The sequence below is a fragment of the Neisseria sp. HMSC070F02 genome (assembly GCF_001814225.1).
Taxonomy (GTDB): Bacteria; Pseudomonadota; Gammaproteobacteria; order Burkholderiales; family Neisseriaceae; genus Neisseria; species Neisseria meningitidis.
On sequence record NZ_KV815490.1, the window covers coordinates 377 to 16,917 of the forward strand.

Consider the following 16,541-nt stretch of genomic DNA (forward strand, 5'->3'; position numbering starts at 1 on the left):
GCGTATTGCTGCGCGGTACCAAACGTGAAGACGTAGAGCGTGGTCAAGTATTGGCTAAACCGGGTACAATCACTCCTCACACCAAGTTCAAAGCAGAAGTATACGTACTGAGCAAAGAAGAGGGCGGCCGCCATACCCCGTTCTTCGCCAACTACCGTCCCCAATTCTACTTCCGTACCACCGACGTAACCGGCGCGGTTACTTTGGAAGAAGGTGTGGAAATGGTAATGCCGGGCGAGAACGTAACCATCACCGTAGAACTGATTGCGCCTATCGCTATGGAAGAAGGCCTGCGCTTTGCGATTCGCGAAGGCGGTCGTACCGTGGGTGCCGGCGTGGTTTCTTCTGTTATCGCTTAAGTTTAGAGGCCAATAGCTCAATTGGTAGAGTATCGGTCTCCAAAACCGAGGGTTGGGGGTTCGAGACCCTCTTGGCCTGCCAAATAAAAAATTAACCGGCCTTGTGCCGGTTAATTTTTTTTTGTATTTGTTATTTAGTAAACTCTCTTGCCATTTACATGGATTGAGAATAGACAGATGCTATGATGGATAAATAATATGACAGAACATACGCCTGAAAAAAAGAACGTTAAAGTGGATCAACTGGTTGTTCAAGATAAAGAATCTGCATCTAATTCCGGTAAGGAAGGGTTTTTTGCATATTTCTCAAATTCTTGGTCCGAATTCAAAAAGGTGGTTTGGCCTAAGCGTGAAGATGCTGTCAGAATGACTGTATTTGTTATAGTGTTTGTTGCTGTGCTTTCTATATTTATCTATGCGGCAGATACAGCAATTTCGTGGTTATTTTTTGATGTATTGCTGAGAAGGGAAGGTTGAGATGTCGAAAAAATGGTATGTTGTACAGGCGTATTCGGGGTTTGAGAAGAATGTCCAACGAATATTGGAAGAGCGCATTGCCCGTGAGGAGATGGGAGATTATTTCGGACAAATTCTGGTGCCTGTAGAGAAAGTTGTTGATATCCGCAATGGTCGTAAGACTATTAGTGAAAGAAAGTCATATCCTGGTTATGTGCTAGTTGAGATGGAAATGACAGATGACTCTTGGCATCTTGTAAAAAGCACCCCCCGTGTTTCCGGTTTTATTGGAGGGAGGGCTAATAGACCTACGCCGATTAGTCAGAGAGAGGCTGAAATTATTTTACAGCAGGTTCAGACCGGCATAGAGAAGCCGAAACCAAAAGTTGAATTTGAGGTCGGTCAACAGGTTCGTGTAAATGAAGGGCCGTTTGCGGATTTTAACGGGGTGGTTGAGGAGGTCAATTATGAACGGAATAAGTTACGCGTGTCTGTTCAGATATTTGGTAGAGAAACACCCGTTGAGCTGGAGTTCAGCCAGGTTGAAAAGATTAACTGATTTTTATACTTGAAAAAAAAGCAATAAGAGGATAGAATCAAAAATTAACTTGGGGAGCGGAAATGGTTCCGCGTCTTACCCGTTTTTAGGAGTTCGTTAAGTGGCAAAGAAAATTATCGGCTATATTAAACTGCAAATTCCTGCAGGTAAAGCCAATCCATCTCCTCCGGTTGGTCCTGCTTTGGGTCAGCGCGGTTTGAATATTATGGAATTTTGTAAGGCATTTAATGCTGCAACCCAAGGTATGGAGCCTGGCTTACCGATTCCGGTTGTGATTACTGCATTTGCAGATAAATCATTCACATTTTTGATGAAAACCCCGCCAGCTTCTATCTTGTTGAAAAAGGCTGCCGGTTTGCAAAAAGGTAGTTCTAATCCTCTGACCAACAAAGTGGGTAAATTGACCCGTGCCCAGTTGGAAGAAATTGCTAAAACTAAAGATCCTGATTTGACTGCTGCTGACTTGGATGCGGCTGTCCGTACTATAGCAGGTTCTGCTCGCTCAATGGGCTTGGATGTGGAGGGTGTTGTATAATGGCTAAAGTATCTAAACGCTTGAAAGCTCTTCGCTCTTCTGTGGAAGCCAATAAATTATATGCAATTGATGAAGCAATTGCTTTGGTAAAAAAAGCAGCGACTGCTAAATTTGACGAGTCTGTTGACGTATCTTTCAACTTGGGCGTTGATCCGCGTAAATCTGACCAAGTTATCCGTGGTTCGGTCGTTCTGCCTAAAGGCACCGGTAAGATAACCCGTGTGGCTGTATTTACTCAAGGTGCAAATGCAGAAGCTGCTAAAGAAGCTGGTGCAGATATCGTCGGTTTCGAAGATTTGGCTGCTGAAATCAAAGCAGGCAATCTGAACTTTGACGTTGTTATTGCTTCTCCCGATGCAATGCGTATTGTTGGTCAATTGGGTACCATCTTGGGTCCTCGTGGTCTGATGCCAAACCCTAAAGTAGGTACGGTTACCCCTAATGTTGCCGAAGCAGTAAAAAATGCAAAAGCAGGTCAAGTGCAGTACCGTACCGACAAGGCAGGTATTGTTCATGCAACGATTGGTCGTGCTTCATTCGCTGAAGCTGATTTGAAAGAGAACTTTGATGCGTTGCTGGATGCTATCGTTAAAGCCAAGCCTGCTGCCGCTAAAGGTCAGTATCTGAAAAAAGTTGCTGTGTCTAGCACCATGGGTTTGGGTATTCGCGTTGATACATCAAGCGTAAATAACTAATCTTAAGGAATTTTCAAGCAGTTTGGTTTTCTGGGCTGCTTGAATTTGGGCTACTTAAAATTAAGTAGATGTCCAAGACCGTAGGGATCGTAAGATTTAATCGTAACTGCCCTACGCAGACGGTAGTCCTGAAACACATTGCAAGATTGCTTGTAAGATGTCTTTTTAGGTTACCGCGCTGGTGGGATATCGTTTTGGTATCCTGTTTATAAACAGTGGGAGGTAGACCTTGAGTCTCAATATTGAAACCAAGAAAGTGGCGGTCGAGGAAATTAGCGCGGCAATTGCTAATGCTCAAACCCTCGTAGTCGCTGAATATCGCGGTATCAGTGTTTCCAGTATGACTGAGCTTCGTGCGAATGCACGTAAAGAAGGCGTTTATTTGCGCGTTCTGAAAAATACTTTGGCTCGTCGTGCAGTGCAAGGTACTTCATTTGCAGAATTGGCCGATCAAATGGTTGGTCCGTTGGTTTACGCTGCTTCTGAAGATGCTGTTGCTGCTGCTAAAGTGTTGCACCAATTCGCGAAAAAAGATGACAAAATTGTCGTTAAAGCCGGTTCTTACAATGGCGAAGTAATGAATGCTGCTCAGGTTGCTGAGTTGGCTTCTATTCCGAGCCGCGAAGAGCTGTTGTCCAAACTGTTGTTCGTTATGCAAGCTCCTGTATCGGGCTTTGCGCGCGGTTTGGCTGCTTTGGCAGAGAAAAAAGCCGGCGAAGAAGCCGCTTAATCGATTTTGTTTCTGTTAATCAATTATTTTTTAATACAATATTTGGAGTAAAATAGCATGGCTATTACTAAAGAAGACATTTTGGAAGCAGTTGGTTCTTTGACCGTAATGGAATTGAACGACTTGGTTAAAGCTTTTGAAGAAAAATTCGGTGTTTCTGCTGCTGCTGTTGCAGTTGCAGGTCCTGCTGGTGCCGGTGCTGCCGATGCTGAAGAAAAAACCGAATTTGATGTCGTTTTGGCTTCTGCCGGTGATCAAAAAGTCGGCGTGATTAAAGTTGTCCGTGCAATTACCGGTTTGGGTCTGAAAGAAGCTAAAGACATCGTTGACGGTGCACCTAAAACCATTAAAGAGGGTGTTTCTAAAGCTGAAGCCGAAGACATCCAAAAACAACTGGAAGAAGCCGGCGCTAAAGTCGAAATCAAATAATTTGATGCTTCTTATGAAGGCTGGCAGTTTTCTGCCAGCCTTATTTTGCTTCTTAAAATAAGCATTAAGTATTGTTTACATTTATTTGCATAGTTTTTATCAAATCATTGCAAATAAATGTAAACATCAGATTGATGCGTGCCGTTGCTTTCAGACGGCCTATTATTGAAAATTACTTTTCGGAGTGTATATGAGCTATTCGTTTACCGAGAAAAAACGTATCCGTAAGAGTTTTGCAAAGCGGGAAAATGTTTTGGAAGTTCCTTTCTTGCTGGCAACCCAAATTGATTCTTATGCGAAGTTTTTGCAGCTGGAAAATGCTTTTGACAAACGTACCGATGACGGTCTGCAGGCGGCATTTAATTCTATTTTCCCGATTGTGAGCCATAACGGTTATGCGCGATTGGAGTTTGTGCATTACACATTGGGCGAGCCTTTGTTCGATATTCCCGAATGTCAGTTGCGCGGAATCACTTATGCAGCCCCCTTGCGCGCGCGTATCCGTTTGGTGATTTTGGATAAGGAAGCATCTAAACCGACGGTAAAAGAAGTTCGTGAAAACGAAGTGTATATGGGCGAAATTCCGTTGATGACCCCGAGCGGTTCTTTTGTGATTAACGGCACAGAGCGTGTGATTGTCTCCCAGTTGCACCGTTCGCCCGGCGTATTCTTCGAGCATGACAAAGGTAAGACGCACTCTTCCGGCAAATTGTTATTCTCCGCCCGCATCATTCCCTACCGTGGTTCATGGTTGGATTTTGAATTTGATCCGAAAGATTTGCTGTATTTCCGTATCGACCGCCGCCGTAAAATGCCGGTAACGATTTTGTTGAAGGCTTTAGGCTACAACAATGAGCAAATCTTGGATATTTTCTACGACAAAGAAACGTTCTATTTGTCTTCAAACGGTGTTCAAACCGATTTGGTCGCAGACCGTCTGAAAGGCGAAACTGCCAAGGTCGATATCTTGGATAAAGAAGGCAATGTATTGGTTGCCAAAGGTAAGCGCATTACTGCGAAAAATATCCGTGATATTACCAATGCAGGCCTGACCCGTTTGGATGTAGAACCGGAAAGCCTGCTGGGCAAAGCATTGGCTGCCGATCTGATTGATTCGGAAACCGGCGAGGTATTGGCTTCTGCCAATGATGAAATTACAGAAGAGTTGTTGGCCAAATTTGATATCAACGGCGTAAAAGAAATTACGACCCTTTATATCAATGAGCTGGATCAGGGTGCTTATATCTCCAATACCTTGCGTACGGATGAGACTGCCGGCCGGCAGGCGGCTCGTGTTGCGATTTACCGTATGATGCGTCCGGGCGAACCGCCCACCGAAGAGGCGGTCGAGCAATTGTTTAACCGCTTGTTCTTCAGTGAAGACAGCTACGATCTGTCCCGCGTAGGCCGTATGAAATTTAATACGCGCACATACGAACAAAAACTGTCCGAAGCCCAACAAAACTCTTGGTACGGCCGCCTGCTGAACGAAACGTTTGCCGGTGCTGCCGACAAAGGCGGTTATGTCCTGAGCGTCGAAGATATTGTCGCCTCGATTGCGACTTTGGTCGAGTTGCGTAACGGCCATGGCGAAGTGGACGATATCGATCACTTGGGCAACCGCCGAGTACGTTCGGTAGGCGAGCTGACTGAAAACCAATTCCGTAGCGGTTTGGCCCGTGTGGAACGTGCCGTAAAAGAACGTTTGAATCAGGCGGAATCAGAAAACTTGATGCCGCACGATTTGATTAATGCAAAACCTGTTTCTGCCGCTATTAAAGAATTCTTCGGCTCCAGCCAATTGAGTCAGTTTATGGATCAGACCAATCCCTTGTCTGAAGTAACCCATAAACGCCGCGTATCCGCATTGGGTCCGGGCGGTTTGACCCGCGAACGTGCAGGATTTGAGGTGCGGGACGTGCATCCGACCCACTACGGTCGCGTATGTCCGATTGAAACGCCTGAAGGTCCGAACATCGGTTTGATCAACTCATTGTCCGTTTATGCGCGCACCAATGATTACGGTTTCTTGGAAACGCCTTACCGCCGCGTTATCGACGGCAAAGTAACCGAGGAAATCGATTACTTGTCTGCCATCGAAGAAGGCCGCTATGTGATTGCACAGGCGAATGCCGATTTGGATTCAGATGGCAATCTGATTGGCGATTTGGTTACCTGTCGTGAAAAAGGCGAAACCATTATGGCAACGCCCGACCGCGTCCAATATATGGACGTGGCAACTGGTCAAGTGGTATCCGTTGCAGCATCCCTGATTCCGTTCTTGGAACATGATGACGCGAACCGCGCATTGATGGGTGCCAACATGCAACGTCAGGCAGTGCCTTGCTTGCGTCCTGAAAAACCGATGGTCGGTACCGGTATCGAGCGTTCCGTTGCCGTTGACTCTGCTACTGCAATCGTTGCCCGCCGAGGCGGCGTGGTCGAGTATGTCGATGCCAACCGTGTTGTGATTCGTGTCCATGACGACGAAGCGACTGCCGGCGAAGTGGGTGTCGATATTTACAACTTGGTTAAATTTACCCGTTCCAACCAGTCTACCAATATCAATCAGCGTCCTGCCGTCAAAGCCGGCGATGTTTTGCAGCGCGGCGATTTGGTGGCCGACGGCGCGTCCACCGATTTGGGCGAATTGGCTTTGGGTCAAAATATGACCATCGCCTTCATGCCGTGGAACGGTTACAACTACGAAGACTCGATTCTGATTTCCGAAAAAGTGGCTGCGGACGACCGCTATACTTCGATTCACATTGAGGAATTGAATGTCGTTGCCCGCGATACCAAGCTGGGTGCGGAAGACATTACCCGCGATATTCCGAACTTGTCCGAGCGTATGCAAAACCGTTTGGACGAATCCGGTATCGTTTATATCGGTGCGGAAGTAGAAGCCGGCGATGTGTTGGTAGGCAAAGTAACGCCTAAAGGCGAAACCCAGCTGACGCCGGAAGAAAAACTGCTGCGCGCCATCTTCGGTGAAAAAGCATCTGACGTAAAAGATACTTCATTGCGTATGCCTACCGGTATGAGCGGTACGGTTATCGACGTTCAAGTTTTTACCCGCGAAGGCATCCAACGCGACAAACGCGCCCAATCCATTATCGATTCCGAGTTGAAACGCTACCGTTTGGATTTGAACGACCAATTGCGTATTTTCGACAACGACGCATTCGACCGTATCGAGCGTATGATTGTCGGTCAGAAAGCCAACGGCGGTCCGATGAAGCTGGCCAAAGGCAGCGAAATCACGACCGAATATCTGGCGGGTCTGCCGAGCAGGCACGATTGGTTCGATATCCGTCTGGCTGATGAAGATTTGGCCAAACAGTTGGAACTGATTAAATTGAGCCTGCAACAAAAACGCGAAGAAGCGGACGAGTTATACGAAATCAAGAAGAAAAAACTGACCCAAGGCGACGAATTGCAACCCGGCGTACAAAAAATGGTGAAAGTTTTTATCGCCATCAAACGCCGTCTGCAAGCCGGCGACAAAATGGCGGGCCGCCACGGTAACAAAGGCGTGGTATCGCGCATTCTGCCAGTGGAAGACATGCCTTACATGGCGGACGGCCGTCCGGTAGACATCGTACTGAACCCATTGGGCGTACCTTCCCGTATGAACATCGGTCAGATTTTGGAAGTTCACTTGGGTTGGGCAGCAAAAGGTATCGGCGAGCGTATCGACCGTATGCTGAAAGAGCAACGCAAAGCCAGCGAGCTGCGTGAATTCTTGAACAAGCTCTACAACGGTAGCGGCAAGAAAGAAGATTTGGATGCCCTGACTGATGAAGAAATCATCGAACTGGCCTCCAACCTGCGTAAAGGTGCATCTTTCGCCTCTCCTGTATTCGACGGTGCGAAAGAGTCTGAAATCCGCGAAATGTTGAACTTGGCTTATCCGAGCGACGATCCTGAGGTTGAAAAACTGGGCTTCAACGACAGTAAAACCCAAATCACGCTGTATGACGGCCGTTCAGGCGAAGCATTTGACCGCAAGGTTACAGTAGGTGTGATGCACTATCTGAAACTGCACCACTTGGTTGACGAAAAAATGCACGCGCGTTCTACCGGTCCGTACAGTCTGGTTACCCAGCAGCCTTTGGGCGGTAAAGCCCAGTTCGGCGGCCAACGTTTCGGCGAGATGGAGGTTTGGGCATTGGAAGCATACGGCGCGGCATACACGCTGCAAGAGATGCTGACTGTGAAGTCTGACGACGTGAACGGCCGTACCAAAATGTACGAAAACATCGTCAAAGGCGAACACAAAATCGATGCCGGTATGCCCGAGTCCTTCAACGTATTGGTCAAAGAGATTCGCTCACTGGGCTTGGATATCGATTTGGAACGTTACTAAACAAAAGTTTTCAGACGGCCTTTCAGGGTCGTCTGAAAAAGTGGTTTCAGAATAAGAATGAAGCAATCGGCATTTAGGCCGTCTGAAATCAAAAGTACCGTTTCCCCATATCGAAAATCCGCCATGCGGTAAAAATACTTCCTTCAAGGAGCAAAAATGAATTTGTTGAACTTATTTAATCCGTTGCAAACTGCCGGCATGGAAGAAGAGTTTGATGCCATTAAAATCGGTATTGCCTCTCCCGAAACCATCCGCTCATGGTCTTATGGCGAAGTCAAAAAACCTGAAACCATCAACTACCGTACGTTCAAACCTGAGCGTGACGGTTTGTTCTGTGCCAAAATCTTTGGCCCGGTCAAAGACTACGAATGCTTGTGCGGAAAATACAAACGCTTGAAATTTAAAGGCGTAACGTGTGAAAAATGCGGCGTGGAAGTAACCCTGTCCAAAGTGCGCCGCGAACGCATGGGCCATATCGAATTGGCTGCGCCCGTCGCACATATTTGGTTCTTAAAATCCCTGCCTTCCCGCTTGGGTATGGTACTGGACATGACTTTGCGCGATATCGAGCGCGTATTGTACTTTGAAGCATTTGTGGTAACCGATCCCGGTATGACTCCGCTGCAACGCCGCCAATTGCTGACTGAAGACGATTACTACAACAAGCTGGACGAATACGGCGACGATTTCGATGCCAAAATGGGTGCGGAAGGTATCCGCGAATTGCTGCGTACCCTGAATGTAGCGGGCGAAATCGAAATCCTGCGCCAAGAGTTGGAATCGACCGGATCCGACACCAAAATCAAAAAAATCGCCAAACGTTTGAAAGTATTGGAAGCCTTCCACCGTTCCGGTATGAAGCTGGAATGGATGATTATGGACGTGCTGCCGGTATTGCCGCCTGATTTGCGTCCGTTGGTTCCATTGGATGGCGGTCGTTTTGCCACTTCCGATTTGAACGATTTGTACCGTCGCGTCATCAACCGTAACAACCGTCTGAAACGCCTGCTGGAACTGCACGCGCCCGACATTATCGTCCGCAACGAAAAACGTATGTTGCAAGAAGCAGTTGACTCGCTGTTGGATAACGGCCGTCGCGGTAAAGCCATGACCGGCGCCAACAAACGCCCGCTGAAATCATTGGCTGACATGATTAAAGGTAAAGGCGGACGCTTCCGTCAAAACCTGCTGGGTAAACGTGTGGACTACTCCGGCCGTTCCGTGATTACCGTAGGCCCATACCTGCGTCTGCACCAATGCGGTCTGCCGAAAAAAATGGCTTTGGAGTTGTTCAAACCATTCATTTTCCACAAATTGGAAAAACAAGGTTTGGCTTCTACCGTTAAAGCTGCGAAAAAACTGGTAGAACAAGAAGTACCTGAAGTATGGGATATCTTGGAAGAAGTGATCCGCGAACATCCGATTATGCTGAACCGTGCGCCAACCCTGCACCGTTTGGGTATTCAAGCGTTCGAACCTATCCTGATTGAAGGTAAAGCGATTCAGTTACACCCATTGGTGTGTGCCGCATTTAACGCCGACTTTGACGGTGACCAAATGGCTGTACACGTTCCATTGAGCTTGGAAGCACAAATGGAAGCGCGCACCCTGATGCTGGCTTCAAACAACGTATTGTCTCCAGCCAACGGCGAACCGATTATCGTACCTTCCCAAGACATCGTATTGGGTTTGTACTACATGACCCGCGACCGTATCAATGCCAAAGGCGAAGGCAGCCTGTTTGCCGATGTGAAAGAAGTGCATCGTGCATACCATACCAAACAGGTCGAGCTGGGTACGAAAATTACCGTACGTCTGCGCGAATGGGTGAAAAACGAAGCAGGTGAGTTTGAACCTGTCGTTAACCGTTACGAAACAACCGTCGGCCGTGCATTGTTGAGCGAAATCCTGCCGAAAGGCCTGCCGTTTGAATATGTCAACAAGGCATTGAAGAAAAAAGAAATTTCTAAACTGATTAACGCATCGTTCCGCCTGTGCGGCTTGCGCGATACGGTTATCTTTGCTGACCACCTGATGTACACCGGTTTCGGATTTGCGGCAAAAGGCGGTATTTCCATTGCCGTTGACGATATGGAAATCCCGAAAGAAAAAGCGGCCTTGCTGGCTGAAGCCAATGCCGAGGTTAAAGAAATCGAAGACCAATACCGTCAAGGTTTGGTTACCAATGGCGAACGTTACAACAAAGTAGTGGATATTTGGGGTCGTGCCGGCGATAAAATCGCTAAAGCGATGATGGATAACTTGTCCAAACAAAAAGTTATCGACCGTGCCGGCAACGAAGTCGATCAAGAGTCATTCAACTCCATTTATATGATGGCGGACTCCGGTGCCCGTGGTTCTGCGGCTCAGATTAAACAGTTGTCCGGTATGCGCGGGTTGATGGCTAAACCTGACGGCTCGATTATTGAAACGCCGATTACCTCAAACTTCCGCGAAGGCCTGACCGTATTGCAATACTTTATTGCGACCCACGGTGCGCGTAAGGGTTTGGCGGATACCGCATTGAAAACCGCGAACTCCGGTTACCTGACCCGTCGTCTGGTAGACGTAACTCAAGATTTGGTCGTTGTTGAAGACGATTGCGGTACTTCAGACGGCTTTGTCATGAAGGCAGTGGTACAAGGCGGTGATGTGATTGAAGCATTGCGCGATCGTATTTTGGGCCGTGTTACTGCGTCTGACGTTGTCGATCCGTCAAGCGGCGAGACCTTGGTTGAAGCAGGCACGTTGTTGACTGAAAAACTGGTGGATATGATTGACCAATCCGGTGTCGATGAAGTCAAAGTCCGTACGCCGATTACTTGTAAAACCCGCCACGGTTTGTGCGCGCACTGTTACGGCCGCGACTTGGCGCGCGGCAAACTGGTCAATGCCGGAGAGGCAGTCGGCGTGATTGCCGCCCAATCAATCGGCGAACCGGGTACCCAGCTGACTATGCGTACGTTCCACATCGGTGGTGCGGCATCCCGTGCGGCAGCAGCCAGCCAAGTGGAAGCCAAATCCAACGGTACGGCACGATTCAGCAGCCAAATGCGTTATGTTGCCAACAATAAAGGCGAGTTGGTTGTCATCGGCCGTTCTTGTGAAGTCGTGATTCACGATGACATCGGCCGTGAACGCGAACGCCACAAAGTACCTTACGGTGCCATCCTGCTGGTACAAGACGGTATGGCCATTAAAGCCGGTCAAACCTTGGCAACCTGGGATCCGCATACCCGTCCGATGATTACCGAACACGCAGGTATGGTGAAATTCGAAAACGTGGAAGAGGGCGTTACCGTTGCCAAACAAACCGATGATGTAACCGGTTTGTCCACTTTGGTAGTGATCGACGGTAAACGTCGTTCCTCTAGTGCTTCCAAACTGCTGCGTCCGACTGTGAAACTCTTGGACGAAAACGGCGTGGAAATCTGTATTCCCGGTACTTCTACTCCGGTATCCATGGCATTCCCCGTTGGTGCGGTGATTACCGTACGCGAAGGTCAGGAAATCGGTAAAGGCGACGTATTGGCGCGTATCCCGCAAGCCTCTTCCAAAACCCGCGACATTACCGGTGGTCTGCCGCGCGTTGCCGAATTGTTTGAAGCACGCGTGCCGAAAGATGCCGGTATGTTGGCGGAAATTACCGGTACCGTTTCCTTCGGCAAAGAGACCAAAGGCAAGCAACGTCTGATTATTACCGACGTGGACGGCGTAGCATACGAGACTTTGATTTCCAAAGAGAAACAGATTTTGGTACACGACGGTCAAGTGGTAAACCGCGGCGAAACCATTGTGGACGGCGCGGTCGATCCGCACGATATTCTGCGTCTGCAAGGTATCGAAGCACTGGCACGCTACATTGTCCAAGAGGTGCAAGAGGTTTACCGTCTGCAAGGTGTGAAGATTTCCGACAAACACATCGAAGTCATCATCCGTCAAATGTTGCGCCGTGTGAACATTGCGGATGCCGGCGAAACCGGCTTCATTACCGGCGAGCAGGTCGAACGCGGCGATGTGATGGCTGCCAATGAAAAAGCTTTGGAAGAAGGCAAAGAACCGGCACGTTACGAAAACGTATTGCTGGGTATTACCAAAGCCTCCCTGTCTACCGACAGCTTCATTTCTGCTGCATCGTTCCAAGAAACGACCCGTGTTCTGACCGAAGCCGCGATTATGGGCAAACAAGACGAACTGCGCGGTTTAAAAGAGAACGTCATCGTCGGCCGCCTGATTCCTGCCGGTACCGGTTTGACTTATCACCGCAGCCGTCATCAGCAATGGCAAGGGGTAGAGCAGGAGACTGCTGAGACCCAAGTAACGGATGAATAATCTTCGGCGCGTTTATTCAATACAAAACCGCAAGCTTTAAGCTTGCGGTTTTTCTTTGTCCGATTAAGGCAAAAACAAGCGTTTTCGTCATTTTGAGGCGTGTGGATTATTCCTTAGGTATTTTCGGGCCGGAGACCAACGAGGTGGCGGGTGTCGTCGGTACGTCCGGAGACCAAAATAACTTTGCCAGGGATGTTGGTTTCGGCGGTCAAAAAAAGTAGCGTCTTAATGTTTTCCATTTAAACAAATGTCGTCTGAAACTTCAGACGGCATTTCCTTTAAAAAATAAATATGAAACCCAGAAATCTCTTTTTTGCAGGCTGCCTGCTGACTTCGGCGACGTTTGCCGAGGATATCGGCGTACCTGTCGAACTGATTAACGTCGGTAATCGGATTGCGATGCCGTCTGAAGGGGAAAGCCTCGCCCTCCTGCCGTTTGCCGAGGATGTACCGCCGGTTCGCGATGCAATGCCGTCTGAAGTTCCTAAAAGCGCGGCAGGCGGCGATGTTCGGGGTAACCGGATGGGAATGCCGATTAACATCGGATGAGCGCGGCTTTATGGCATAAAAAACTGTCGTGGAAAGGATTTACACCCCAAATAAATTTCCGTTACAACAAGATCAACAGCAATATGCCCGCCTTTTATTCGCGCAGCGGCAAGGAACGGTTTGTCAGTATAGAAAAAACGTATTGACAGTATTTTCTTCAGTCGTCCGACTGATTGTGAGGGGTGTCGGTAAATATTTATCGGCAAACAAGAAAATCATCTTTCTTCTTGTCGTTATGCTTGACTGTATACTTGCAATAAAAATATAATTCCACTCTTGCCGACATGGTGTCGGCAAGTATTTAACTCAACAGGACGAGAAAATATGCCAACTATCAACCAATTGGTACGCAAAGGCCGTCAAAAGCCCGTGTACGTAAACAAAGTGCCCGCACTGGAAGCCTGCCCGCAAAAACGCGGCGTGTGCACCCGTGTATACACGACTACCCCTAAAAAACCTAACTCTGCATTGCGTAAAGTATGTAAAGTCCGCCTGACCAACGGTTTTGAAGTCATTTCATACATCGGCGGCGAAGGCCACAACCTGCAAGAGCACAGTGTCGTATTGATTCGCGGCGGTCGTGTAAAAGACTTGCCAGGTGTGCGTTACCACACTGTACGCGGTTCTTTGGATACTGCAGGTGTTAAAGACCGTAAACAAGCCCGTTCCAAATATGGTGCTAAGCGTCCTAAATAATTACTGGGACTTAAATAGGCACGTCGGCCGCCTAAGCAGAACAACGGCCGAGTAAGTGAATACTCAATTGGGTATTCATGGGAATAGACCCGACTGAATAGATTAAAGGAAATTAAAATGCCAAGACGTAGAGAAGTCCCCAAGCGCGACGTACTGCCAGATCCTAAATTCGGCAGCGTCGAGTTGACCAAATTCATGAACGTATTGATGATTGACGGTAAAAAATCCGTTGCCGAGCGTATCGTTTACGGTGCGTTGGAACAGATTGAGAAAAAAACCGGCAAAGTAGCAATCGAAGTATTTAACGAAGCCATTGCAAACGCCAAACCTATCGTGGAAGTGAAAAGCCGCCGTGTAGGTGGTGCAAACTACCAAGTTCCTGTTGAAGTTCGTCCTTCACGCCGTTTGGCTTTGGCAATGCGCTGGGTTCGCGATGCGGCCCGCAAACGTGGTGAGAAATCCATGGACCTGCGTTTGGCAGGCGAATTGATTGATGCGTCCGAAGGCCGTGGCGGTGCGTTGAAAAAACGTGAAGAAGTACACCGTATGGCTGAAGCCAACAAAGCATTCTCTCACTTCCGTTTCTAATTTTGAAAGGCTAATAAAATGGCTCGTAAGACCCCGATCAGCCTGTACCGTAACATCGGTATTTCCGCCCATATCGATGCGGGTAAAACCACGACGACAGAACGTATTTTGTTCTATACCGGTTTGACCCACAAGCTGGGCGAAGTGCATGACGGTGCGGCTACTACCGACTACATGGAACAAGAGCAAGAGCGTGGTATTACCATTACCTCTGCTGCCGTTACTTCCTACTGGTCCGGTATGGCGAAACAATTCCCCGAGCACCGCTTCAACATCATCGACACCCCGGGACACGTTGACTTTACCGTAGAGGTAGAGCGTTCTATGCGTGTATTGGACGGCGCGGTAATGGTTTACTGCGCGGTGGGCGGTGTTCAACCCCAATCTGAAACCGTATGGCGGCAAGCCAACAAATACCAAGTGCCGCGCTTGGCGTTTGTCAATAAAATGGACCGTCAGGGTGCCAACTTCTTCCGCGTTGTCGAGCAAATGAAAACCCGTTTGCGCGCAAACCCTGTACCTATCGTCATTCCGGTTGGTGCGGAAGACAACTTCAGCGGTGTGGTTGATTTGTTGAAAATGAAATCCATCATTTGGAATGAAGCCGATAAAGGTACAACCTTTACCTATGGCGATATTCCTGCCGAATTGGTCGAAACTGCCGAAGAATGGCGTCAAAATATGATTGAAGCCGCAGCCGAAGCCAGCGAAGAACTGATGGACAAATACTTAGGCGGCGACGAGCTGACCGAAGAAGAAATCGTAGGCGCGTTGCGTCAACGTACTTTGGCAGGCGAAATTCAGCCTATGCTGTGTGGTTCTGCATTTAAAAACAAAGGTGTTCAACGTATGTTGGACGCAGTTGTAGAATTGCTGCCAGCTCCTACCGATATTCCTCCGGTTCAAGGTGTCAACCCGAATACCGAGGAAGCCGACAGCCGTCAAGCCAGCGATGAAGAGAAATTCTCTGCATTGGCGTTCAAAATGTTGAACGACAAATACGTCGGTCAGCTGACCTTTATCCGCGTTTACTCAGGCGTAGTAAAATCCGGCGATACCGTATTGAACTCCGTAAAAGGCACTCGCGAACGTATCGGTCGTTTGGTACAAATGACTGCCGCAGACCGTACTGAAATCGAAGAAGTACGCGCCGGCGACATCGCAGCCGCTATTGGTCTGAAAGACGTTACTACCGGTGAAACCCTGTGTGCGGAAAGCGCGCCGATTATCTTGGAACGTATGGAATTCCCCGAGCCGGTAATCCATATTGCCGTTGAGCCGAAAACCAAAGCCGACCAAGAGAAAATGGGTATCGCCCTGAACCGCTTGGCTAAAGAAGACCCTTCTTTCCGTGTCCGTACAGACGAAGAATCCGGTCAAACCATTATTTCCGGTATGGGTGAGCTGCACTTGGAAATTATTGTTGACCGTATGAAACGCGAATTCGGTGTGGAAGCAAATATCGGTGCACCTCAAGTGGCTTACCGTGAAACTATCCGCAAAGCCGTTAAAGCTGAATACAAACATGCAAAACAATCCGGTGGTAAAGGTCAATACGGTCACGTTGTGATTGAAATGGAACCTATGGAGCCGGGTGGTGAAGGTTACGAGTTTATCGATGAAATTAAAGGTGGTGTGATTCCTCGCGAATTCATTCCGTCTGTCGATAAAGGTATCCGCGATACGTTGCCTAACGGTATCGTTGCCGGCTATCCTGTAGTTGACGTACGTATCCGTCTGGTATTCGGTTCTTACCATGATGTCGACTCTTCCCAATTGGCATTTGAATTGGCTGCTTCTCAAGCGTTTAAAGAAGGTATGCGTCAAGCATCTCCCGCCCTGCTTGAGCCGATTATGGCAGTTGAAGTGGAAACCCCGGAAGAATACATGGGCGACGTAATGGGCGACTTGAACCGCCGTCGCGGTGTTGTATTGGGTATGGATGATGACGGTATCGGCGGTAAAAAAGTCCGTGCCGAAGTACCTCTGGCAGAAATGTTCGGTTATTCGACCGACCTGCGTTCTGCAACCCAAGGCCGCGCTACTTACTCTATGGAGTTCAAGAAATATTCTGAAGCTCCTGCCCACATAGCTGCTGCTGTAACTGAAGCCCGTAAAGGCTAATCAGGCAAATAGGCCGTCCGAAAGGCTGAAATGATTTTTCAGACGGCATTGTTCTTTAATCGATCTTTAATGTAAAGGAATTAGCTCATGGCTAAGGAAAAATTCGAACGTAGCAAACCG

The 16,541-nt window shown here is 48.3% G+C and carries 14 protein-coding genes and 1 tRNA gene; all 15 read left to right on the plus strand.

Annotated features, from left to right (window positions below; genetic code table 11):
• On the plus strand, positions 1-359 hold a 359-nt coding region (locus HMPREF2959_RS09795), incomplete at its 5' end, for an EF-Tu C-terminal domain-related protein (RefSeq protein WP_083314156.1).
• 6 nt (positions 360-365) lie between these two features.
• Positions 366-441 (plus strand) — tRNA-Trp (locus HMPREF2959_RS09800).
• Between the two features lie 116 nt (positions 442-557).
• Entirely contained in the window at positions 558-836 is a 279-nt protein-coding gene (gene secE, locus HMPREF2959_RS09805; RefSeq protein ID WP_002215367.1) for a preprotein translocase subunit SecE, read from the plus strand.
• A gap of 1 nt (position 837) precedes the next feature.
• Positions 838-1,374, plus strand: a complete 537-nt coding sequence (nusG, locus tag HMPREF2959_RS09810; protein ID WP_002215369.1) for a transcription termination/antitermination protein NusG — start codon at positions 838-840, stop codon at positions 1,372-1,374.
• A 100-nt stretch (positions 1,375-1,474) separates the two neighbouring features.
• A complete protein-coding gene (rplK, locus tag HMPREF2959_RS09815; RefSeq protein ID WP_002235365.1) occupies positions 1,475-1,909 on the plus strand; it encodes a 50S ribosomal protein L11 in 435 nt (144 codons plus the stop codon).
• Positions 1,909-2,604, plus strand: coding sequence for a 50S ribosomal protein L1 (gene rplA / locus HMPREF2959_RS09820; protein ID WP_002218415.1), 696 nt, complete (start codon positions 1,909-1,911; stop codon positions 2,602-2,604). The genes rplK and rplA overlap by 1 nt, the downstream gene beginning before the upstream one ends.
• A 229-nt stretch (positions 2,605-2,833) precedes the next feature.
• Positions 2,834-3,334 carry a 50S ribosomal protein L10 gene (gene rplJ, locus HMPREF2959_RS09830; protein ID WP_002215373.1) on the plus strand — a complete coding sequence of 167 codons (501 nt, stop codon included), beginning with the start codon at positions 2,834-2,836 and terminating at the stop codon, positions 3,332-3,334.
• Between the two features lie 57 nt (positions 3,335-3,391).
• A complete protein-coding gene (rplL, locus tag HMPREF2959_RS09835; RefSeq protein ID WP_002215374.1) occupies positions 3,392-3,763 on the plus strand; it encodes a 50S ribosomal protein L7/L12 in 372 nt (123 codons plus the stop codon).
• A gap of 190 nt (positions 3,764-3,953) precedes the next feature.
• A complete protein-coding gene (gene rpoB, locus HMPREF2959_RS09840; RefSeq protein WP_002243190.1) occupies positions 3,954-8,132 on the plus strand; it encodes a DNA-directed RNA polymerase subunit beta in 4,179 nt (1,392 codons plus the stop codon).
• Between the two features lie 156 nt (positions 8,133-8,288).
• A complete protein-coding gene (gene rpoC / locus HMPREF2959_RS09845; RefSeq protein ID WP_002221842.1) occupies positions 8,289-12,464 on the plus strand; it encodes a DNA-directed RNA polymerase subunit beta' in 4,176 nt (1,391 codons plus the stop codon).
• Positions 12,465-12,755: 291 nt separating this feature from the next.
• Positions 12,756-13,013, plus strand: coding sequence for a hypothetical protein (locus tag HMPREF2959_RS09850; RefSeq protein ID WP_002228869.1), 258 nt, complete (start codon positions 12,756-12,758; stop codon positions 13,011-13,013).
• Positions 13,010-13,159 (plus strand): surface lipoprotein assembly modifier, encoded by a 150-nt coding sequence (locus HMPREF2959_RS13565; RefSeq protein WP_002215381.1) that lies wholly within the window; start codon positions 13,010-13,012, stop codon positions 13,157-13,159. The genes HMPREF2959_RS09850 and HMPREF2959_RS13565 overlap by 4 nt, the downstream gene beginning before the upstream one ends.
• Positions 13,160-13,337: 178 nt before the next feature.
• Positions 13,338-13,709, plus strand: a complete 372-nt coding sequence (rpsL, locus tag HMPREF2959_RS09860) for a 30S ribosomal protein S12 (protein ID WP_002218431.1) — start codon at positions 13,338-13,340, stop codon at positions 13,707-13,709.
• A 117-nt stretch (positions 13,710-13,826) separates the two neighbouring features.
• The gene (rpsG, locus tag HMPREF2959_RS09865; protein WP_002215391.1) at positions 13,827-14,297 is read left to right on the plus strand and encodes a 30S ribosomal protein S7; all 471 of its coding nucleotides are present in this window, start codon (positions 13,827-13,829) and stop codon (positions 14,295-14,297) included.
• A gap of 18 nt (positions 14,298-14,315) precedes the next feature.
• Entirely contained in the window at positions 14,316-16,421 is a 2,106-nt protein-coding gene (gene fusA / locus HMPREF2959_RS09870; RefSeq protein ID WP_002215392.1) for an elongation factor G, read from the plus strand.
• Positions 16,422-16,541: the final 120 nt, after the last annotated feature.

Bases quoted from the DNA above. Each gene is read 5' to 3' on its own strand.
- secE (WP_002215367.1), top strand. From the start codon at position 558: ATGACAGAACATACGCCTGAAAAAAAGAACGTTAAAGTGGATCAACTG.
- nusG (WP_002215369.1), top strand. From the start codon at position 838: ATGTCGAAAAAATGGTATGTTGTACAGGCGTATTCGGGGTTTGAGAAG.
- rplA (WP_002218415.1), top strand. From the start codon at position 1,909: ATGGCTAAAGTATCTAAACGCTTGAAAGCTCTTCGCTCTTCTGTGGAA.
- rplL (WP_002215374.1), top strand. From the start codon at position 3,392: ATGGCTATTACTAAAGAAGACATTTTGGAAGCAGTTGGTTCTTTGACC.
- rpoB (WP_002243190.1), top strand. From the start codon at position 3,954: ATGAGCTATTCGTTTACCGAGAAAAAACGTATCCGTAAGAGTTTTGCA.
- rpoC (WP_002221842.1), top strand. From the start codon at position 8,289: ATGAATTTGTTGAACTTATTTAATCCGTTGCAAACTGCCGGCATGGAA.
- HMPREF2959_RS09850 (WP_002228869.1), top strand. From the start codon at position 12,756: ATGAAACCCAGAAATCTCTTTTTTGCAGGCTGCCTGCTGACTTCGGCG.
- HMPREF2959_RS13565 (WP_002215381.1), top strand. From the start codon at position 13,010: ATGAGCGCGGCTTTATGGCATAAAAAACTGTCGTGGAAAGGATTTACA.
- rpsL (WP_002218431.1), top strand. From the start codon at position 13,338: ATGCCAACTATCAACCAATTGGTACGCAAAGGCCGTCAAAAGCCCGTG.
- rpsG (WP_002215391.1), top strand. From the start codon at position 13,827: ATGCCAAGACGTAGAGAAGTCCCCAAGCGCGACGTACTGCCAGATCCT.
- fusA (WP_002215392.1), top strand. From the start codon at position 14,316: ATGGCTCGTAAGACCCCGATCAGCCTGTACCGTAACATCGGTATTTCC.